20 protein-coding genes are annotated in these 22018 nt (G+C 33.5%); 4 read left to right on the top strand and 16 right to left on the bottom strand.

What is annotated here, in order from left to right; translation table 11 throughout:
* Nucleotides 1-30: 30 nt before the first annotated feature.
* Nucleotides 31-384: a helix-turn-helix domain-containing protein gene (locus tag P2W75_RS00165; protein ID WP_276378479.1), complete on the bottom strand. Its 354-nt coding sequence runs from the start codon at nt 382-384 to the stop codon at nt 31-33.
* Between the two features lie 94 nt (nt 385-478).
* Here P2W75_RS00165 and P2W75_RS00160 point away from each other — a divergent pair, with 94 nt between their 5' ends.
* Entirely contained in the window at nt 479-1081 is a 603-nt protein-coding gene (locus tag P2W75_RS00160; RefSeq protein WP_276378478.1) for a nitroreductase family protein, read from the top strand.
* 223 nt (nt 1082-1304) lie between these two features.
* On the top strand, nt 1305-2477 hold the full coding sequence (locus tag P2W75_RS00155) for a LysM peptidoglycan-binding domain-containing protein (RefSeq protein WP_276378477.1): 1173 nt from the start codon (nt 1305-1307) through the stop codon (nt 2475-2477).
* Nucleotides 2478-2480: 3 nt separating this feature from the next.
* Here P2W75_RS00155 and P2W75_RS00150 read toward each other — a convergent pair whose 3' ends face one another.
* The 7 genes from P2W75_RS00150 to P2W75_RS00120 form a co-directional block, all read right to left on the bottom strand.
* Nucleotides 2481-2870, bottom strand: coding sequence for a response regulator (locus tag P2W75_RS00150; RefSeq protein WP_276378476.1), 390 nt, complete (start codon nt 2868-2870; stop codon nt 2481-2483).
* Complete coding sequence (locus P2W75_RS00145) at nt 2860-4284, bottom strand: HAMP domain-containing sensor histidine kinase (RefSeq protein WP_276378475.1); 1425 nt, start codon at nt 4282-4284, stop codon at nt 2860-2862. Before P2W75_RS00145 ends, P2W75_RS00150 begins: the two co-directional genes overlap by 11 nt.
* A gap of 367 nt (nt 4285-4651) precedes the next feature.
* Nucleotides 4652-6205 (bottom strand): ATP-binding protein, encoded by a 1554-nt coding sequence (locus tag P2W75_RS00140; RefSeq protein WP_276378474.1) that lies wholly within the window; start codon nt 6203-6205, stop codon nt 4652-4654.
* Nucleotides 6206-6733: a hypothetical protein gene (locus P2W75_RS00135; RefSeq protein ID WP_276378473.1), complete on the bottom strand. Its 528-nt coding sequence runs from the start codon at nt 6731-6733 to the stop codon at nt 6206-6208. It lies immediately after the preceding gene.
* Nucleotides 6730-6924, bottom strand: coding sequence for a hypothetical protein (locus P2W75_RS00130; RefSeq protein ID WP_276378472.1), 195 nt, complete (start codon nt 6922-6924; stop codon nt 6730-6732). Before P2W75_RS00130 ends, P2W75_RS00135 begins: the two co-directional genes overlap by 4 nt.
* A gap of 19 nt (nt 6925-6943) precedes the next feature.
* The gene (locus P2W75_RS00125) at nt 6944-8644 is read right to left on the bottom strand and encodes a hypothetical protein (protein ID WP_276378471.1); all 1701 of its coding nucleotides are present in this window, start codon (nt 8642-8644) and stop codon (nt 6944-6946) included.
* Between the two features lie 20 nt (nt 8645-8664).
* Nucleotides 8665-9117 (bottom strand): hypothetical protein, encoded by a 453-nt coding sequence (locus tag P2W75_RS00120; RefSeq protein ID WP_276378470.1) that lies wholly within the window; start codon nt 9115-9117, stop codon nt 8665-8667.
* A 195-nt stretch (nt 9118-9312) separates the two neighbouring features.
* On the opposite strand from P2W75_RS00120, the gene P2W75_RS00115 reads away from it, so the two are divergent.
* Nucleotides 9313-10725 carry an APC family permease gene (locus P2W75_RS00115; protein ID WP_276378469.1) on the top strand — a complete coding sequence of 471 codons (1413 nt, stop codon included), beginning with the start codon at nt 9313-9315 and terminating at the stop codon, nt 10723-10725.
* A gap of 84 nt (nt 10726-10809) precedes the next feature.
* On the opposite strand, the gene P2W75_RS00110 is transcribed toward P2W75_RS00115, so the two are convergent.
* From P2W75_RS00110 to dinB, 7 genes are all read right to left on the bottom strand, one after another.
* Nucleotides 10810-11214, bottom strand: coding sequence for an MFS transporter (locus P2W75_RS00110; protein WP_207297482.1), 405 nt, complete (start codon nt 11212-11214; stop codon nt 10810-10812).
* Between the two features lie 160 nt (nt 11215-11374).
* Nucleotides 11375-11833, bottom strand: a complete 459-nt coding sequence (locus P2W75_RS00105; protein ID WP_276378468.1) for a DUF1810 domain-containing protein — start codon at nt 11831-11833, stop codon at nt 11375-11377.
* 162 nt (nt 11834-11995) lie between these two features.
* Nucleotides 11996-12622, bottom strand: coding sequence for an alpha-ketoglutarate-dependent dioxygenase AlkB (locus P2W75_RS00100; protein ID WP_207297480.1), 627 nt, complete (start codon nt 12620-12622; stop codon nt 11996-11998).
* A 7-nt stretch (nt 12623-12629) separates the two neighbouring features.
* Nucleotides 12630-13406, bottom strand: a complete 777-nt coding sequence (gene xth, locus P2W75_RS00095) for an exodeoxyribonuclease III (RefSeq protein ID WP_276378467.1) — start codon at nt 13404-13406, stop codon at nt 12630-12632.
* 47 nt (nt 13407-13453) lie between these two features.
* Nucleotides 13454-14833, bottom strand: coding sequence for an exonuclease domain-containing protein (locus tag P2W75_RS00090; RefSeq protein ID WP_276378466.1), 1380 nt, complete (start codon nt 14831-14833; stop codon nt 13454-13456).
* Between the two features lie 139 nt (nt 14834-14972).
* Nucleotides 14973-18032, bottom strand: coding sequence for a DNA polymerase III subunit alpha (locus P2W75_RS00085; protein WP_276378465.1), 3060 nt, complete (start codon nt 18030-18032; stop codon nt 14973-14975).
* A gap of 1 nt (nt 18033) precedes the next feature.
* Nucleotides 18034-19230, bottom strand: coding sequence for a DNA polymerase IV (gene dinB / locus P2W75_RS00080; protein WP_276378464.1), 1197 nt, complete (start codon nt 19228-19230; stop codon nt 18034-18036).
* An 89-nt stretch (nt 19231-19319) separates the two neighbouring features.
* Here dinB and P2W75_RS00075 point away from each other — a divergent pair, with 89 nt between their 5' ends.
* Nucleotides 19320-20093 carry a LexA family transcriptional regulator gene (locus P2W75_RS00075; RefSeq protein ID WP_207297475.1) on the top strand — a complete coding sequence of 258 codons (774 nt, stop codon included), beginning with the start codon at nt 19320-19322 and terminating at the stop codon, nt 20091-20093.
* Nucleotides 20094-20206: 113 nt separating this feature from the next.
* Here P2W75_RS00075 and P2W75_RS00070 read toward each other — a convergent pair whose 3' ends face one another.
* On the bottom strand, nt 20207-21922 hold the full coding sequence (locus P2W75_RS00070) for an ATP-binding protein (RefSeq protein ID WP_276378463.1): 1716 nt from the start codon (nt 21920-21922) through the stop codon (nt 20207-20209).
* Between the last annotated feature and the right edge of the window lie 96 nt (nt 21923-22018).

Raw genomic sequence — 22018 nt, 5'->3', positions numbered from 1 at the left:
TGATGTTGTTGTTGATTGAAAGTAAAATAATTATTTAAAAAGATCACTTTTTTCAAGTTTTAGAGTTTCAGCAGTTTGATCTCCCCATTGCGCTATGATGTCAAGTACGGGAATGAGTGTTCTTCCAAAATCCGTTAATTCATAATCCACTTTCAATGGAGGTTTAGTTACATGTACAGTTCGTGTGATTAAACCATCTTCTTCAAGTTCTTTTAATTGAAGGCTTAATGTTCGTTCTGTAATAACTTTACATTCTTTTTTTAATTCGCTATATCGCTTTTTTTTAATTAAATGAATAAGGATAACTGCTTTCCATTTGCCACCTATGTACTTCATTGTTAGGCTTGTGCTGCATGGATATCGTTTGTTGTCTATACTATACATCTGCTACTATCAATTTTAACCGTTATTGCAAATATAATATACTATATTTATTTTAGCAACGGTAAAAAGTATAGTATAAAATAAAAAAAATAATATGAGTTTTTTAGACCTTGCAAAAAGTAGATATTCAGCAAAAAAATATGATATTACGAGAAAGATATCTTTAGATAACATTCAAGATTTAAAGGAAATAATTCGATTAAGTCCTTCCTCTATTAATAGTCAGCCATGGAAGTTTATCTTTGTTACTAATGAAAAGGTAAAAAGGGAATTAGCTGCCGAATCGTACATGAATGAACAATCAATTAATGATGTTGGTCTGCTGGTAGTATTCTGTGTTATGGAAGATATTGAGTATTTTGAAAAACGCAATCTTTCAATTTTGCCTGAGGCATGGAGAACTCTTTTTTATGAGCCATTGATAAAGTCAAATGGAGATGCTGCAACAAAATCTTGGATGGAACATCAGGTTTATATTTCTTTAGGTTATTTTTTGAGTGCTTGTGCAAGTATGGGGCTTGATGCTACGCCAATGGAAGGAATTAATCTTGAAGGATATAAGCAGATATTGCCTAAAGATGGATTTAGACCTTTGTTTTCGGTTACAGTAGGATATGCAGATTTAAACGATTGGGCACATCCATCTGTTTTACCAAAATCTCGTTTTGAAGTACATGAAGTTGTTCAGTCAATCTAAGCAGTGTAAGAAAAAAATATAATATTTTCTTAAAAAACTGCATGTCAAAAAGTTGACTCGAATTGTTGTTCGTCCCTTGTAAATTTGAGGTAAATTAATTGTTAAAAATTATGGTTTTTGTTGATTTAAGCGTTAAATTCGCAATTGACGTAATATATTTGTAATTTTTGAGTTGAATTATGTAATAAGACTTAAAACAATAGTATTAATTTAAAAGAGAAATATGGTTTTTAGATTTGTAGTAGTTTTGATTTTTTTCAGTGTTGGAGCTTTTGCGCAGGATAATTTTATAAAGCACAAAATTTCGCAAGGAGATAATCTTTCTGTTATTGCTAAAAAATACGGAGTAAGAGTAAAAGACATAACCGATGCAAATCCAAACGCTCCTAAAATTCTAAAACTAAACTCAGTACTTTTAATTCCGAGTAAAAATAAAAGTGTTGCACAAGGAAAAACTAAATCTGAGATTAAAGAACCAAAATCTGAAGCTATAGTTAATAACTCAGGTTCGCATGAAGTCCTAGCAAAAGAAACACTTTGGGGAATCTCAAAAAAATATAATGTTTCTGTTGATGATTTAAAGAAAGCAAATCCCTCTCTTGAAACAGAAGGTTTGAAAATAGGGCAGCAGATTATTATTCCTTCAAATGCCGTAGCATCGGTAATAAATTCTACTACAGCTAGAGAGACTTCAAAGTCTGATATTATGCCATCAAATGAAGTTGAAATTGCTGTTGAGGTTCAGTCGAAAGAAACAAAATATGCCATTGCAAAAAGATACGGAATAACAGTTGCAGAATTAGAAAAGCAAAATCCATCTGCTAAAAAGAAATTACGAGTTGGTTCTATCTTGAAAATAAAGACTACCAAAGAAAAAGCAGATGCTATAGAAGTTCTAAATTCAGTTAAAGAATCTAGCGAAATTGAACCTATTAAAGAAGAAAACATACAAATTGCTGACAACACTAATGTGAAGACAGATTCAACCCTTTTTCGTGTAGGAAATCATTCAGAATTAATAGAGCAATTAATTTCAAACGCAACCGAAAATATCGGAACACGTTATAGATCTGGAGGAATAACAAAAGCAGGTTTTGATTGTTCTGGTTTAATGTATTGTACGTTTGGCAATTTCGATATAAAATTACCAAGAAGTTCTATAGAGCAATCCCGAATTGGTATTAAAGTGGCTTCAGCAGAAGCGCAAAAAGGAGATTTGATTTTCTTTAAAACCAATGGCAGACGTTATATTAACCACGTAGGTATGGTGGTTGAGAATGCTGACGGCGAAATTAAATTTGTACATTCTTCAACCCACGGAGGTGTGATTATTTCTTCTACAAGAGAACCCTATTACCAAAGATCTTTTTCACAAGTAAACCGCATTTTAGAATAAAAATCAAGGGATAAAAAACTTTCTTAAATTATCTGTAGGAAGCGGTTTGCTTAAAAAACCAGAAACGTTTTTATTTTTCTTTACCTGATGAATTTCATCCGGATCCAAAGTCGATGAAACAATATAAATCTGGATTTCATTTTTAATCCCGTCATTTAATTTTTGGAATTCTTCTAAAAATTCGAAACCATTCATTACTGGCATTTGAATGTCAAGTAAAACGATTAATTTTTCGGTTTCTTTTTTACTATTTAAAATCCATTGCAAACCTTCCTGACCATTGTTTACAATCACGACCTGATTAACATGCAGTACTTTTTTCAGCAATTGTTGTGTAACAAGCTGATCAATTAAATTGTCGTCGATTATAAGAAATACGGGATTAAATTCCATAAGAAGCAGGAATAGCTACAATAAATTTACTTCCAATGTTACTTTCAGAAAATACTGAAATGTTTCCTTTGATATTTTCTACAGCCTCTTTCACAATATAAAGGCCTAAGCCTGAACCTTTGTTTTTATTGGTGCCGTAATACATTTCAAAAATGTGTTCTTTGCACTCATCATTGATTCCAATTCCATTATCAGTGACTTCAATTTTATTAAAACCATCCAGAATATAAGATTTAATAGAAATGAACATTTCTTTCTTATTATTATCAGCATATTTAATAGCATTTGAAAGTAGATTGCTGATAATGATTTTCAAACGCAATGAATCACTTTCGATTTCATCGACTAATAATTCTTGGGTGAAAGTTATTTTATTAGCATTTTCAATGTGCATTAATTGTGAAATGACCTCATTAAACAGTTCGCGAAGACTTACGGGTTCCGTTACAATTTGTTTTCTCTTGTTTTTAGAATAATCAATAATGTCACTTATAAACTGATCCTGCTTTGTGAGGCTTTTATGCATTAATTGAAGATAATTTTTAATCTGATCAATATCATCTTCCAGTTGTGTGATTTCAATTAAGCCCTTTAGAGAAGTTATGGGAGACCGTAAATCGTGCGATGCGCTATAAACAAAACGATCTAATTCGTGATTGACTAAAATTAAGTTTTCATTTTTGACCTCAATTTCTTTTTTAGAAATAGTCAATCGTTTTACCATAATCGAATAATACGAACAAACACTTAAAACGATAATCAGAATAAATATAATATTGGTTATAGTTAAAAGCGTTTTTATTTTTCTGGTTCCTTCTCCTAAAGTATTAGAGAAATTACGTTCATTAATAGTAAGCCTATCACTTATAGTGCTTATTTGGTGAAGAAACTTTTTCTGGTCATCTGCTGTTAAAGAGTTAAACTGAATTTTGGCATTAATTTGTGTTCCAATTATAAAAAGTTCATCAATCAAATTATCTCCTTGTTCCCACTCATGAATTGCTTTTGCGAGAAATGGGACTTTTTTAAAATTCACAAATAACCAGACAATGTCATTCAAATCATCACTATGATTACGTCCTGTTAAGAAACCTTGTCTGGCAATTTCATTATCGCCGACTTTTAGAAGAGTTTTTCTCGCAATACCGTCGCCCATAGGGACTTTTAATTCTTCATTGTATAATTTCCATTGATTAGGATCTTTATTATACAAATAGGTGATAAGATGACGGGAAGCATCTTTCTGTCCTTTTGAGTAATGAGATTCGCCATTTATATAAGCTCTATTGGCTGAAAGAATTTTAATCGTGAAAAAATTAATAAAAATTAAGAGTGCACACGAAATAAATACGATCAATATAAGAATAAAAACATTTGGCAAGCGCAAGTTTTTTAAAGATTGAACCTTATACATAAACTTAAATATTAGTAGGTTAATATTAATTTCTGCCTTATATAAAGTTGTTTCTATCTATAACTGATCAATAATCTTGAGGTGGATTATTGTTCAATGAAATTAGTGAACAATTGTTAAAGTAATTACTGGGTTTTTAAGATTAATTTGCTTCTTTATCAAATTTAGTAAAAAAATGACACCAAATAACGTGAAATAAAAAATTTTATAACCGAATTTAATTGGTTGATTTTTAGTATTTTATTTTTTTTTGTTGCCTTTGCTTTAGAGTTTTCGCTAAGAAAAACTTTTAGATAAGTATTTTTTTTGTTTAATATTTGTCTGGGCAATTAATAAATAAAACTGCAAAATATTCTTGCAGTTTTATTTAAATAATTATAGAACGTTTTCCGTGTACTTTATCACTTAATGATGTTTCCCAAGATACTCCTGATGCTGGAACAGCTCTTTCGCGTCCCCAAATTCTAATTGACTCAATTTTTTCTGGTGCAGTTTGACTTAAGGGAACAATATTTTTAAAACATTTTTGAAAAAGATTATCATCAACAATATTATCTCCATGAATTACTGCTTGAATAGCAATATCTCTCACTGCTCCTTCAATATCAGAACCTGCAAAGCCATTTGAAATTTCAACTAAATCATTTAAAGTATTAGATGAAGGTTCGTTTAATAAATTGCGTTTTATGTAAAGATTAATAATATCTTTTCTTTCAGTTTCACCAGTAAGATCGACAAAGAATAATTCATCAAATCGACCTCTTCTCAAAAGCTCAGGAGGTAATTTACTAACGTCATTTGCGGTTGAAACCACAAAAACTTTTGCCATACTTTCCTGAAGCCAAAACAAAAATTGTCCCACCATTCTTGTTGAGGTTCCCCCATCATTAGATCCATTTGCACCTGAAAGCCCTTTTTCAATTTCATCAATCCACAGTACACACGGTGCAGCATTATCTGCAGATGCTAAAGCTTCTTTAAGTCTGTTTTCAGATTGTCCAAGATATTGTCCCTGAATAGCAGCTAGATCTAAACGATATAAAGGTAAATTCCAGTTTGCTGCAATGAATTTTGCAGATAGAGATTTTCCGCATCCAGGAACCCCAACTAATAAAACACCTCTAGGAGGTCTCATTTTTCTAGCTTTTAAGTCAGCTGTTAAAAGTTGTTTTTGATTATCAAGCCAATGCTGTAAACCGTTTAATCCTGCAACTGAAAGAGTAGAAGGATCTATTTTTACTTTTTCCAATCCCGAGATGTCACTAAATAATTTATCTTTTGCATTGCTAAGTTCTTTTATATCTTCTTTGGTTAAAGAACCTTTAGCCATTTGAGTTGCCAAAACATTTTCAGCTTCAATTTTGGTCATATTTGCTAAAATAGCGGCAGCCATTTTATAATCTGTTTCTTCCCATTCTAAAGGAATTGAACCTTTATATGGTGTGACACATTCTTTTACAACTTCTAACATTTCATCTTCATTGGGAGCGTCTAATGTAATTGTCATTCCTAAACGCTGCAATTGAGGCCAGATCGTTTTTGTAGTAATTAAACATATGCTTCCTCCACGCTCTATAGCTTGAATAACACAGTCATATAAATGTCTAGAAACAAGATTGTCATCTTCAATATCACTTACTTCTGTAAAAACAAAAGTCAAATTTTGTCTTTGTGATATATTTTGAACAGCATAGTCCAAACCACCAGCAACGGAACGATCATCATTAACGCTTTTTTTTGACTTTATGTCAATAGTTCCATGAGATAAATTATGAAAATAAATAGGAATATTAATTTCTTCTGCCAACTGTTGAATAACTTCTAAAACTCTTGCTCGTTCTATGCTTCGAATTGAAATAAATGGTATTCTTGCTCTGAACATTCTTAAGAGCGATGTTTTGAATTCTATTTTATTTGCCATTTAGAATATTATTTTTCTGCTCGTTGGAGCAATTATATTAGTGTCCTTAGTTAATGTTTTTGAATTTGTTTTTTCTTCAAAATCAGATGTGAGTTGAAAAGAATTTAATAAAAGTTCTATTTTTTCACTTCTTCTAGCACCTTTCGCATTATTAGTTTTTAGTGAAGTTCTAACTTCAGTAATAAAGCTTTCCAAATCTTCTCTTAATGTCTTTTGCAAATCTTTGGGAAGACCTTTTATTGAAATAAAGTTTTTTAAAATCTGGAGATTTTGTTTCCCATTTCTTAAAGCAATTTCGAAATCGTCTTCTGTCTTTAATTTTTGTAAATCAAAAAATCTTTGAAATTTATTCAACCAAATTTGTTTTCTTTTTTTATAGATTTCTTCCACTTTAGTATAGAAACGATTTGCAGTTCCAGCGTCTATAACAAATGCTCCTAGATTAAGTTCGTCAAGTACTAAATCATCTCCATCACCAAATTTATTGAGTAGATTTATCCATTCAGAATAAGTTTCAGGTCCTTTCATTGTTGATTTTTAATTCTCGGATTAATAAATTGAGTTGGTGGAACAATATCCCAATCCGGAAATTTTGCGTTTTGTAATTCAGCTTCGGTTCTTCCTTGAAAAAGATTGGGTTTTATTTTTGTCTCTTTTTTTGTTTCATTGGCAGTATTCTGAGATTCTTCAGAATCACTGACTAAAATTATTTTTGTCATAATAGATTGATTTTTATTGTTAAAGTATACTTCTTGCAGCTTCTTTAGATACACTCGAAAAATCTTCTGGAGTAATAGATGAAATAAGATGTCTTACTTGTTCAGCTTTATTATCTTCAAAAAGATGCTCTATTCTATAGTCTACGGTTTCAGCAATACAGCCTCTTAAGACTTCTTTGCCTTTTTGTCTTCGTTCGGATACATTTTCAATAGTTTTATTTTTAGCTTTTTTGTGTGTATTAATCGAATTCCAAATAATGACAGCACCAGCTGCTAAACCTAAAATACCAACGAATGTTTGAAACGTAAAGAGCCATACTCCTAAAAGACAGACTAATATGCCTATAATTACTAATGCGTATGGAAAAGAAAGTTTTCCTAATTCTGCTTCTAAGATTTTATCATAGAAAATTTCTTGTTCTTTTAGCAGTTCATTTTCTTCACTTCCATCTTTGAGAGAAGCCTTAAAATTATCGATTGACAATTCAACAAATTGTGGAATTTTATTTCGACATTGAGCCACAAAAGTATCGTATGCTTCTAATATCCAAGGCTGACTTATTGAAACAGCAAGTGCCTGTGTTACTTTTGTTGCTCCAGATAATTCAGGATTAAAAGAAGCATTGGTTAGTAATTGTAAAAAATCAACTTGCTCATTAAAAATATGTTTTTCAGCATCCATTAAAGCCTGTGCAGCATTTTTATCTCCATCCATTTGAATGATTAGCTGATTAAATCTAACCTGTTCCTGTAGAGGAAGTTCTTCGTCATCAAAATTGGTAACCAATAAAGATAAAATTTCATCTAATTGCACTTTAGTGCTTTTTGAAAAATCAGAAGAGGAAGAGATAATACCGTTAAAATGAGTACTTATAATGTCATGTGTTTTTGCTTCTTTTAAAGAGTTTTCTAATGAATTCCAATTAATGGCAAACTTCTCAAGTAAAGGATATTTACCATCAGATAAAGGTCCCGTTGCCTCGAAAAAATTAACCCACTGTGATTTTTGTTCATTTATAAATGTATCTCCTTGTGTAAGTTGATCTAGCCAGTTTTTAACATTTATCATCATTAATTGACGTGCTGCAGGGGGGAAAACACCTGTTGTAACTGCTTCCAAAATAATAATAAACTCCCGATCAAGATTGTGAGGATTTTGATGCATAAAATAACGTTCCAGCCATTTTAAACTGGAATCATTGCGTATTAATCGACGCATGACCATCATAAAAAATAAAGTTGTTTTATAATCATCTCTTTTCAAAGCTTCATTCAAAGCTATTTCTGTTGTATTTTTATCATTTCGTATCCATGCGGTTAAAGATACCAATGCAGGGGCTAGCCAATAACCTGGCGCTTTGATCATTACTTCTTCGGTAGTAAAGCGTAGTGTGTCTTCGCCTATTACTCCCGTATCTACTCCTTGGAGAATGCCTGTCGCCATTCTTCGTACTTCAGCATAATAACCAAATTTGATTTGTAAATCCTGTTTTAGATTTCCTTGTCTAGTTTCGGCAAGCTGCAAAGCTTTGTGTTTTAAATCAGCTTCGACAAAATCAGAAAAAGAATCGGCTAGTTTTACCAATTCACTTTCTAATTGATCTTGTTTGAAATTCAATGTACCTAATTCAGAATGAACACCTTTCATATCTGAACTAATAGACCTTAATGCACTATTTATTATGGAAAGGTCGGCATATGAGATTACTTGTTGTGACATAGTATTTAAGTTTATTGTTGTTATAATTTTGACGCAGTTCCGTCTTCTCGTATTAGAATAATTTTATCATTGTAGATTTCAACCATTGCATAGGCATTATGTTTAGCGACTGAACGTGCTTTTTCAAATTGTGGCTCCATGGTTTCTGCTCCGGTATAATGCTTAATAATTTGGCTTCCACTTAAGTCTAACGTATGTACTTCATAAGGATGTCCCAAAAAGCATTTTGATAAAATGCCTAATGGTAAACTGGCAATCTCAGCGATGCCAAATTCTTCATGAATAGCTTTTTGAAGTTCATCCATTCCTTTTGTATCTGTTAAAGTTTTAGCATCTAGTCCAGCAATTAAGTCTAAATATTTTTTAGATCGCCTTTTTAATAAATCCCTATCGCTAACAAATCCTTGAGTTTGAATTTTTGTATCTGAAGCGAGATTTATAGTAGTATCATCTTGTATAATTATTCTAGCCATACTTTTAAATTTATTATCCTTGTTTCTTAATTTCAAATGTAGATACCTTCAAAAGTTATATTTTATGGAAAACCGTAATTTGAATTTTTACTTAATATGTTATCAAAAAGGATTTATAGAATAAGTAGAATTTGGAATTTCAAGATTAGAATTTCGGAAAAAAGTATATCTTTAACCAACCCTAAAACCAAAAAAATGCAAGAAAACGAACAAGAACATTTTAAAAGAGAACTCGGACTCTTAGATGGAACCATGCTTGTGGTAGGTTCTATGATTGGATCTGGAATATTTATTGTAAGCGCCGATATTGCCCGACAAGTTGGATCTGCCGGCTGGCTGACATTAATCTGGCTCATTTCAGGATTAATCACCATTATTGCGGCAGTAAGTTATGGAGAACTAAGTGCGATGTTTCCTAAAGCAGGAGGACAGTATGTGTATCTTAAAGAAGCCTACAATAAATTAATAGCCTTTTTATATGGCTGGAGTTTTTTTGCAGTAATCCAAACCGGAACAATTGCAGCGGTTGGAGTAGCTTTCTCAAAATTTGCCGCTTATCTTTATGAACCTTTAAGCGACGAAAATATTTTATACGAATTAGGTTCTTTTAAACTCAATGCAGCACAGTTGGTCTCTATTCTTACTATTGTAATTCTAACTTTTATAAACAGCCGCGGAGTAAAAAACGGAAAAATTCTTCAAACCGTTTTAACAATTATTAAAATCTTATCATTGCTTGGATTAATCGTGTTTGGATTAACGCTTGCCGCAAAAGCTTCTGTTTGGGACGCAAATTGGGCAGATGCTTGGAGTACACGTTCATTTAATAAAGAAACAGGTTCTTGGCTTCCTATTAGCGGAACTGCTTTAATTAGCGGTATTTCGGCTGCGATGGTTGGATCATTATTTTCAAGTGATGCTTGGAACGGAGTTACATTTATTGCAGGAGAAATTAAAAATCCAAAACGAAATGTAGGTTTTAGTTTGTTCTTAGGAACGTTTATAGTAACGATTATTTACGTTTTAACAAACATTATGTACTTAGCTGTAATTCCTTTTGATGAAATAGCCACAGCAAAATTTGATCGTGTAGCAGTTGTCGCTTCAGATTATATCTTCGGAAATATTGGAGCTTTAATCATTGCAATTATGATTATGATTTCGACTTTTGCCTGCAACAACGGATTAATTATGGCAGGTGCAAGAGTGTATTATACAATGGCGAAAGACGGTTTGTTTTTTAAACAAGCAGCAACTTTAAATAATTCCAGCGTTCCATCTTGGGCACTTTGGGCACAGTGTATTTGGGCTTCGGCTTTGTGTTTGACAGGAAAATATGGTGATTTATTAGATTTTGTAATCATCATTGTATTGATTTTTTACATTCTAACGATTTACGGAATTTTCATCTTACGAAGAAAAATGCCAGATGTAGAAAGACCTTACAAAGCTTTTGGATATCCAATTCTGCCAATGTTATACATTATCATTGCTGCTGCGATTTGTGTTTCTCTATTAATTACAAAATTCTCAACCTGTGGATGGGGAGTGTTAATTATGGTTACAGGAATTCCAGTTTATTATTTAACGAAACCAAAAGAAGTATAAAATATTGATTTCAAGTTTGAAACTTTATCCATAAAATGAAAAGCGCTTTGATTAACAAGGCGCTTTTTTATTGCATTTAAAAGATTAATAGTCAGATAAATCGTTGGTAATTCTCTCTTCAGTTGGTCTTAAGAAAAGAAGATAAATTATGATTAGGATTCCAAATAAAACAAAGTCAGGTTTAAGGAATAAGATTAAAAATGCAGCGCCTTCTAAAATAGCCCAGCGCATAATGGATGCTGTTTGATAAACAGGTAATTTATCTTCGAGCTTCAATTTCGGATCAATTTGTTTTAATTGTGTTTTGAATAATACACTGCTTAATACAAAAGCCAAAACCGGAATTGCAACATAAACGGCCGAAGATGAATCTATAGGTGGAATACTAAGTTTTTGGATTGAAAAATCACCTACAATCAGATAAATAATTACGGTTCCGGCGCAAACTCCAAAATGTATAAGCTGCAATGCCTTAATTTTTTCAGTCATGATTAATAAGATTTGCGGTTGATTATATGCAAGTTAGGGCTAATTATTTTAAAAAGAGAAGATTTCACGAAGAGATTAAATATCCGGATATAGGTAATACAAAAAAAGGCACTACAGTAAAGTAGTGCCTTTGATGTAAAGAATCACAACGAATCTGTAATTATAAAACAGCTTCGACAGGTGATTTTATAGTTGAATTAATAATAGACAATGTAAGCGGATCTGTTTCTCCAGAAAAGAAAGCTTCCAGAATTTCCTGAAATATTGGATTTGCATTTTCTACCAAAGAAAACAAAGTCATGCACGAACGTAATTTACGAGCATCTAAATCCCCAAAAATTCCATCAGCTGATTTCATCTTAAACGTTAACAGCAATTCAGAAATTTCAATTAGGTGTTTTCCTAAAATGGGATGTTCCAAGTAATCAGAAGCTTCTTTTAAATCATTAATAGCATAAAGATTGGCAGTATCGCTTTTGCCCAAACCTTTTATTTGCGGAAAAATAAACCACATCCAATGTGTTTCTTTTTTCCCTTTTCCAATTTCGGAAAGAGCGGTAAGATAAAGTTTGTTTTGCGCATCTAAGAAACGCGCTAAATCATTGTTCGAATAAGCCATTACGGTATTGTATTTAAAAAAAGGTTGCAAAAATAGTAAAAAAGATAGGCTTTCCCTAATAAAAGGTTCATACAGTGCATGTTTTAACTTTTTAAAGAAGGAATATCCTATGGTGTTTTAAGTGTGAATACCTCACTTTTTGAAGATATAATTATATAAAAATCAAATATTTCGATTAGTTCTTCTAAACGTAAGATTGATTCTTGGTAAAACTTTACGAGCCGTTTTCGGTACTTGATGCTGCCAATAACTGTTGGTTGTTCCCGCCATCAATAAAAAAGATCCATGATGCAGCGGAATCTCAACAGTAGGAATGTCTTTCCTGAATTTATGACGGAGTTTAAACATTCTGGTTTCTCCAAAAGTAACCGAGGCAATAATAGGATTTGGCCCTGTATTGTGTTCTTTGTCACTGTGCCAGCCTACACCATCATTTCCATTTCGGTATAAATTAAGCAAAACGGTATTAAAGTCAAGTTGTGTTTCTTTTTCGACACGACTTCTTATTTTTAATAACTCATATGTCCAATCTGGCCCTTTTGGGTCGGCGCCAGCATTATCTTTGTCTTCATACCAAGCAATCATTCTCGGAACCGTATAGGTTTTGTCATAAATTTCCATTTCATATTCTCTCCATTTGGTTTTGCGAAGTATTCTTTCGTAAAAAAGATCAGATTCTTCCTTTGTAAAGAAGTTGTCGATTAAAATCAATTCAGAATCTGGGATGTCAAATATTTTTTTTCCTCCCAAACCAGCGGTAAATAATTCGGTGTCGTTAAATAATGTCATTTTCCATTTATTTTTTGTCAATTTCAATCCATACAGGAGCATGATCGCTTGTTTTTTCCCAGCCTCGTACATGACGGTCAACTCCGCCCGAACGTAATATTGCAGCCATTTGCGGACTCAATAAAAAATGATCAATTCGCAGACCTGCATTTCGTTCATACGCATTTCTGAAATAATCCCAAAACGTATAAATTGTTTCATTAGGATACAAAGTACGAATAGCATCTGTCCATCCTTGCGAAACTATAGTTGAAAAAGCCTTTCTTACTTCAGGTCTGAAAAGCGCATCCTTAACCCATTTCTCTGGTTTGTAAACATCCAATTCGGTTGGCATCACGTTGTAATCACCAATTAGAATTACTGGAACTTTTAGGTTTAGTAAAGTTTCAGCGCGATCAGCCAAGCGATCAAACCATTTTAGTTTGTATTCAAATTTTGGTCCTGGAGCGGGATTTCCGTTTGGAAGATAAATACAAGCAATTACAATTCCGTTAATCAAAGCTTCAATATAACGACTTTGAATATCTTCTTCATCACCCGGAAGCGTGCGTGTTATTTCTTCAATCTCCATATTTCGCGCAAGAATAGCAACACCATTCCACTGTTTCTGTCCATGCCAAATTGCGTTGTAACCTGCATCGTTAATCGCTTTAAGCGGAAAATTATCTTGAGGTGCTTTTAGTTCTTGTAAGCACACAATATCTGGAGCAGCTTCTTCGAGCCAGCGTAATAAAACATTTAATCTTCCATTGACTCCGTTTACGTTATAAGTAGCTATTTTCATAGTAGATTTAATTAGTTCTAATATTAAATTTACAGATTTTCAGTGTTTTATCTTGCAAAATGTTTGCTGAAAAATACTTTTCCCGGATGTTTTTCGGCGTAAGCAAAAATTAACTGTTCGATATATTGATTGCTTTTATAAGGGGTGACATAACTTCTTACTTCTTCAGAATCGTTAATGGCAACATCTCGTGAAATATATCCCATTCCATAAAAATGACCGTTTTCAATCCAGATACAGCTTCGTTCATCTGAAGATCTTCCTTTATCTATAATGGCAAAACTGGGTCTGTTGTTCAATAAATAATCAATCGCATTATCGACTTGTTCATTATGAAGTATTGGATCCGGCCATTCTTTTATTTCATGATTGTAGAAAAATTCGCCTTCTTCTGATCTTGAATATTTACAAAAACGATGATCGATTTGAAATTGTTCCGCCAGACTTCGTAATAAATGAATACCTGTATGCTGGTTGTTGAATTCGTGAATACAAGTCTGAAATTTGCTCATTTTCCCGATTGCCAGATATTTATAACCATTTCGGGCTTCGTATTGATAAATTCCATATTTCGCTTCAAAACGTTTTAACGCCCTATTGTAAGTCGGCCAGAGTTTTTTGATTTCGGTACATTCTAAAAGAAGCGCCATGAGTTCTGTTGCGCAGACTTCAAAAGAAATTCCATGAATGTCTCGTAAAAAATGCTGTCTCTGCTGATTAATATTGTTTCCTGTAAAATGTGAGGTAACGCGTTTCTTTAAATTAACTGCCTTCCCAACATAAATCACTTTTTTGGCCTGATTATAAAAATAATACACTCCCGGCTTGTCAGGTAAATTATTAAAATCTTCTTGTGGTAAATTTGGAGGCAAACGCTGATCCTGTGCTGTTTTTTTGATCATTTTATCAATTTCTCCAGCGTCGTCCCATTCTAGCAGAAGAGAAAATAATAGAGCAGTAGCATCGGCATCTCCGCCGGCACGGTGTCTGTTTTCTAATGATATATTTAAGGAATTGCAAAGATTTCCTAAACTGTACGAACCTAATCCGGGTTTGATTTTTCGGGCAGCGCGAACCGTACACAGCTTTCTTGCTGCCCATTTAAATCCTGCCTGCTCCAATTGATGATGCACAAATGAATAATCGAAGTTGACATTATGCGCTACAAAAATACGATCAGTAAGCATTTCCAGTACTTTTTCGGAAATATCATCAAAGATTGGCGCATTGGCAACCATTTCATTATTAATTCCCGTTAACCCAAAAATAGAAGGAGGGATGTCCTGCTCTGGATTTACAAGTGTTTCGTAACGATCCAGCACATTTGTACCGTCATGAATAATAATGGCAATTTCTGTAATACGGCTTCCACTGGCATTACCGCCTGTGGTTTCAATATCGACTATGGCATATTCTTGCTTCTTCATTTGTATATAACGTAAAATGTTCTATTTCTGTTGTTTATGTTTTAATCTCGCAAATATGCAAAAGCGCAATTTTTTTTCTTTTTTTAAGTCTTTAAAATGAGACTGTTCGACTCTGCGACTTTGCGAGTAATTTCATCGCTTAAGAATTGAACTTCATTCGATGTCTTGGCATATTAATTTCATGTGCTGATGGATACGGTTTTCTATTTGTCATGCTGACATCTTCTTTAATCTGACTTTGTGTGCGATATTGATCTTTAGCATCCATATATCGCGGATCTGGAATAAAAGGCATTTTCGCCATTTTGAGAATCGTAATCGTCGGAAAATGATAATCGACCTCTACATTTCCTAATAAAAGATAACAGCCTCCGCCTTGAAAAGGATACTCCGTTAGGCAATCTGGAAAATGTGCTGTATCAAAATAAGTGCCTTCATGATCGATCCAGGTTCCAAAATACATCGCGCCTTTTTTAGTCGGAACGTGTTTTCTAGAAATGAGATACGCCAGCATTCTAACTTGTTTTTTATGGAATTTTACCAAATCTTTCGCCATAATATCACCTCTATGTTTAGTTTGTAAAAGATCAAAAACCGTACACGAAACAGGGAAACTTAATAATTCGATTTCATCAAAAGCATCTTCAAAAACAGAACGTTCCAAAACAGGCAGTTTGAATTCTTTTACTGGTTCTTGCAAAAGCATTAAATCGCGGTTTTCGGGTTTAAAATTGTTTAAAAGCAAACTTGCACTAATCAAAAGCTGATTTTTTGTTTTTCCTGTAAAACGAAAAGCACCAATGAAAATCAATATTTTCACACCCTCAATTCCAATTGGAATGCGATTGATGAAATTTTCTAAAGAAAGATAATCGCCGTTTTTTTCTCTTTCCGATACAATTAAATTCGCAATTTTAGATTCTAAACTCTGCAAATGCATAAAGCCTAAATAAATATCGGTTCCGTATAAAGTGGTTTGGTATTCGCTTTTATTCACACACGGATTATGAACCGTTCCACCCGACATTTTGGCTTCGTGCACATAAACCTCGGTTCTATAAAATCCGCCTTGATTATTGATTACCGCAGTCATAAATTCGACAGGATAATTCACTTTCAAATACAAACTCTGATAACTCTCAACGGCATAAGAAGCAGAGTGCGCTTTGCAGAAAGAATATCCTGCAAATGATTCAATCTGACGGTAAATTTCCTGACTCAAGGCTTCTGGATGACCTTTTTGAGCACAGCTTGCAAAGAAATTATCTTTCACTTTTTGTAAAGCTTCCAACGATCTTCCTTTTCCTGACATCGCACGACGCAGAATATCGCCGTCAGGTGCGGGAAGCCCGCCGTAATGCTGAGCGATTTTAATCACATCTTCTTGATATACCATAATGCCATATGTTTCGCCAAGATGTTCCTTAAAAACCTCATGAAAATATTCAAACTGATTTGGATTGTTATGACGGAAAATATACTCTTTCATCATTCCAGATTGTGCAACGCCAGGACGAATAATAGATGAAGCCGCAACCAAAATTTTATAATTATCACAATTCAATCGGCGTAATAATCCGCGCATGGCTGGGCTTTCGATATAAAAACAGCCAATTGTGTTTCCTTTTGCCAGATAAGAATTGCATACAGGTTCGTCTTTAGAAATAGAAGTGTTTCGAATATCGACTTTTATGCCTCGGTTTTTTTCAATCAGTTTTACGCTGTCGTCAATGTGGCCAATACCGCGTTGACTTAGAATGTCAAATTTGTCAAAACCAATTTCTTCGGCAATATGCATGTCGAAAAGCACGATTGGAAATCCTTTTGGAGGCATTTCCAGCGGGGTGTAATTGGTAATTGGTTCTTCAGAAATAATAATGCCACAGGCATGCATACTACGCTGATTTGGATATTTCTGCATCATAAAACCATATTCCTGAACTAATTTTACAATTTTATTTGTCGGATGAAGCTCTTCTGGATTCTTCGCTAAAACATCTAATTCTTCTTTCGGAAGACCAAAAACTTTTCCGACTTCTCTAAATATAGATCGGTATTTAAATTCAACATTAGTTCCACAGAAAGCAACATGATCTTTGCCGTATTTTCTGAAAATGTATTCTAAAATTATATTGCGTTCCTGCCAGCTCCAGTCAATGTCAAAATCAGGAGGTGTTTTACGGTTAAGGTTAAGAAAACGCTCAAAATACAAATCAAGTTCTATCGGGCAGATATCGGTAATTCCGAGGCAATACGCGATAATACTGTTGGCACCGCTTCCGCGACCAATATGCATAAAACCTTTACTATTGCTGTATTGAACAATATCCCAAGTGATTAAAAAATAAGCGCTAAATTCTAGTTCGTCAATAACTTTTAATTCTTTTTCAACTCGTTTTCTGGCAGTTGTATTTTCGTTTCCATAACGTTTTTCAAATCCTTCCCAAGCCAATTCTGTCAGTTTTTCTAAATCTTTTTGACGGTTTTCGGTATAGAATTTTTTATTCTTTTTCGCTACAAAATCATATTGAAAATTGCAATCATCAATAATGCGTTGCGTGTTCGAAATGATTTCAGGATATTTTTCATAAAAAGGCAAAAGAGCTTCTAATGGTTTTATAAAATCAGAAGTTTTGCAATAATCCGCTTCGGTAAGCTTTGACAGAATGATATTCGTATCAATTGCTCGAAGCACTTTATGCAGATTATATTCTTTCTTACTGCTAAAAGTCACTGGCTGTAAAACCACCATTTTGGCAATTTTATTTTTATGTTTTGATGTTAGAAGACTCGTAACTTCTTCTGGGCGAACTCCAATAAATTCATTCTCATAAAGCGTTTCAGGAGCATTCTCTAAAGTATAAATTACAAAAGCCGATTTAAATTCAGGAGCTCGCAAAGGCAGAGTTTCTCCGCTGAAATTATGTTTCGTTAAAAAACGATTCATTTCGGCTAAACCTTTGGCATTTTTGGCCAAACCAATATATCGGAATTGATGATCGCAGCGAAATTCCATTCCAACCAAAGGTTTAATTCCGTTTTTCTCGCAATCTCTTATAAAATCATAAATTCCTGTTACTGTATTAATATCTGTCAATGCCATTGCTTTTAAGCCACAAGAAGCAGCTAGACCAACAAGATCTTTCAGCGGAATTGTGCCGTAACGCAGTGAATGATAAGAATGACAGTTTAGATACATATTAAGGTTTAGGATTTTCGTTTTTTCGTTTTAAAATTTCGTCTTTAGTATTAGGTTTGAAATGAGCTCCAGCACAACGCATTACAGCATCAAAACCGTAACGGCTTTTCATTTTATCCATAGCGGCATAAAGCGCAAGCATTTCTTGAGTATCTTCAAAAAGATCAATTTGGTACGTTCCGCGAACTAATCCGCTAAAGCGAACACCAATCAAACGAAGGCGCATGCGACGCTGATAAACTTTCTCAAAAAGTTCCATTACATTTTTAGTCAAAATATGATCGGCAGAAGTATAGGCAACTCGACATTGTTTGGTTTCAGTATCAAAATTGGCATAACGAATTTTAACCGTAACTGTTGAAGTCAGCCATTGTTCTGACCGCAATTGAAAAGCTAGTTTTTCGACCATTCCCAAAAGCACTCTTTTCAATTTTGCAATATCAATCGTGTCTTGAGAAAAAGTATGTTCTGTCGAAATGGATTTTCTTTCACTATAAGGTTCTACAGGCGTATGATCGATTCCGTTGGCTTTTTTCCAAATATCAAGACCGTTTTTTCCAATCATTTGCTGTAAAACTTCGGCTGGCATTTCGGCTAAAGTTTGAATTTTACGAACGCCAATTCGGGACAAAAGCTGAAATGTTACGGTTCCGACCATTGGAATTTTCTGGATCGAAAGCGGATTTAAAAAAGTCTGTACTTTATGCTCTGGAATTTCCAGATTTCCTACTGGTTTGCCCTCGCCTGTAGCAATTTTAGAAACGGTTTTGTTAATAGATAATGAAAAACTAATTGGCAGACCAGTTTCTTTAATTACCTTTTGCGCCAATTCATTTGTCCATTTATAACTTCCGTGAAATTTATCCATTCCGGTAATATCCAAATAAAATTCATCGACACTTGCTTTTTCTAAAACGGGCGCTTTTTCTTGAAGAATTTCGGTAACATCATGAGACATTTTTGAATATAATTCCATGTCTCCTTTGATGATTTTCGCTTGTGGGCAAAGCTTCATCGCCATTGCAATAGGCATTGCAGAACGCACTCCAAATTTACGGGCTTCATACGAACAAGAAGCTACAACACCACGTTCCCCTCCGCCTACGATGAGTGCTTTTCCGTTAAGCTCAGAATTTATGAGTCGTTCACAGGATACAAAAAAGGTATCCAAATCCATATGTACAATTGCCCGTGCCATTTTCCTTTTGTTTTTGTATGAAACAAAATTAGCACAGGCAATAACATTTTTTAATATATTTGCTGTTCCAAATTATAACAAAATTAATTATGTCCTTATTTTCAGACAACATCAGAGCATTAAGGGTTAAGCATAAAATATCACAAGAGAGATTAGCTGAAAACCTTAGTATTACCAGAGGAAGATACGTTAAATATGAAGACGGAACTTCGGAAGCACCGTATGATATTTTAAAGAAGATTGCGTTATATTTTCATATGAGTATTGACTTAATATTATCGGTCGATATTCGAAAAATTGATGTGCAAAATTTGATAAAACTGGAAGGAAACCGACTTATTTTACCCATTCAGGTGGATAGTTTTGGAGAAAATTATATTGAAATTGTATCTCAAAAAGCAAAAGCAGGTTATTTAAACGGATATGCTGATCCAGAATATATTGAAAGTTTACAGCAGATTACACTTCCGTTTTTAGGACCAGGAAAACACCGCGGATTTCCCGTTGAAGGTGATTCAATGCCTCCACACGAAGACGGTTCAATTATTATTGGCCGTTATGTAGAAAAGCTGGGAGAGGTTATGGATGGCAAAACTTATATTCTGATTACTAAGAATGAAGGAATGGTCTATAAGCGTCTTAACAAAAACAAAAAGAACGCTTTAGTTTTAGAATCCGATAATAGTTTTTACCCGAATTATGAAGTGAAAGCTTCTGATATTTTGGAGATTTGGGAATACGAATGCAACATCGGTCGTTCAGATAAAAAACAAGAAATTACAGAAACTGGAGCCATGAAAGATTTGCTTTTAGAATTGAAAAGAGAAGTCCGAGAAATTAAGAATAACACTTCGAATACTTAAAAGTTGCCACAGATTTTAATGATTTAAAAAGATTTTTTTTCCGCCACGAATTCACGAATTTTTGTTTAAAATAATTCGTGAATTCGTGGCGGAAAAATTTAAGCCATTAAAATCTATACCTTCAATGCAAACCAAAAAGTGCTTCCCAATCCTAAATTACTTTCTACGCCAACGCTTCCGTTTTGGGCTTCAATAAATTCCTTACTGATTGCTAAACCCAATCCAGTTCCCGATTTCTGACTGCCTGGAATCTGGAAATATTTATCGAAAACTTTATCTTTGTATCTTGGTTCAATTCCTTTTCCTGTATCAATAACTTGAAAAACCATCTGGTTATTTTCTTCTTTTAATTTAATGAGAATTGTGCTTTTTTCAGACGAATATCGAATGGCGTTCGATAAATAATTAATCAAAACCCAGCCTGTTTTTTCAGCATCGGCTTTTACATTTTTAAGATTTTCATCGGCATCAACAATTAACTGAATTTGTTTTTGATCTGCCTGAACTTTTACAGCTTCTACGGCGTATTTCACAATTTCATGCGGATTGCTTTTTCCAATAGTCAATTGAATATTGCCAGTTTCCAATTGTGATAAATTGAGCAATTCGCCTGTAATCTTCAACAAACGCTGACTGTCGTCTTTAATGCTTTCTACCAATTGTTTCTGGTCGTCATTCATATCGCCTGTTTTGGCATTTTCAAGCAATTGAAGACTCAATTTTATAGAGGCAATTGGCGTTTTTAATTCGTGTGAAACAGTGGCAATAAAATTGGTTTTGGCAAAATCCAGTTCTTTAAAAAGCGTAATATTTCGAAGGATAATTACGTCACCAATATTAATCTCTTTTTCTTCTCCCGTTGGTGTTATGGTGATATTATGAATTTCTTTTTCGAAATAACTTTCCTTTCCATGCGCAAAAATTTTGAGAGGCTGTTTTTTCGGAGTTTCGTTTTCTTTCAGAATTAAAGAACGAATTAAATCATTAGAAACCGCCAATTCAGATGCAGTTTTTCCAATAATGTCTTCCGATTTTAAACCGATAATTTTTAAAGCTTCATCATTTACAAACAAAACAATTCCTTCATGATCTAAACCAATAATTGGATCATTCATATTATTGATGAGTGTTTCCAATCGTTTTTTCTCAAAAAGAAGTTTATAAACGTTGCTGTCGTGATATTCTTCCAGCTTTTTCGCCATGGTATTAAACGATTTGGCAAGATCTCCAAATTCGCTGTGGCTGGTAAAATGAACACGTTCTGAATAGTTTTTATTGGCAATTTCCTTAATACTCAGAGTTAATTCCTTAATCGGATTCGCAATATTGTTGGGCAGATTAACCAATAAATTAAAAGCAATTAAAAAGCATAAACTACCCACAATCGCAATAGACAAGTTAGCCGTTTCTGCTGATTGTTTGGCAATATCGCTTTTCTGTTTTATGGCATCGAGATTCAGTTTCATAATCGCAAAAATGTCCTGACGGATTTGCGTTTTTACAACTTCGTTAGAATTGTTTTTAGACAGAAGAGCAAAACTTTTTTTCAGTTTTTCAGTTGCTTGCTTTTCACCTGGCTCCGTAATATTGCGGGTTTGCTTCTCAAGATTTTCTTCAAAATTCTGAATCGTTTCTTTCGAATCCGATTTCATTCCGTCCAAAGCAAGAATCATGTTTCGCGAATATTCCAGCGTATTGTAATTGGATTTTAGAATATTCTCAGTGTCCTGCTTAATCAAGAAAACAGAGTAAGCACTCACTAAAGAAAGAATGATGATCATTAAAAATAACAATCCAACACCCAGATTCAATTTGGTTTTAATTCTCATTTTATAAAAACATTTAATTTTTTTTGAACCATATAAGTGATATAAGGAAATTTAAGTACTTTTTTAACCGCAAAGACGTTAAGATTTCGTAATGCA

The organism is Flavobacterium sp. H4147, from assembly GCF_029360735.1.
In the GTDB taxonomy this organism is placed as follows: Bacteria; Bacteroidota; Bacteroidia; order Flavobacteriales; family Flavobacteriaceae; genus Flavobacterium; species Flavobacterium endoglycinae.
This window is presented reverse-complemented; position numbering and strand designations above follow the sequence as displayed.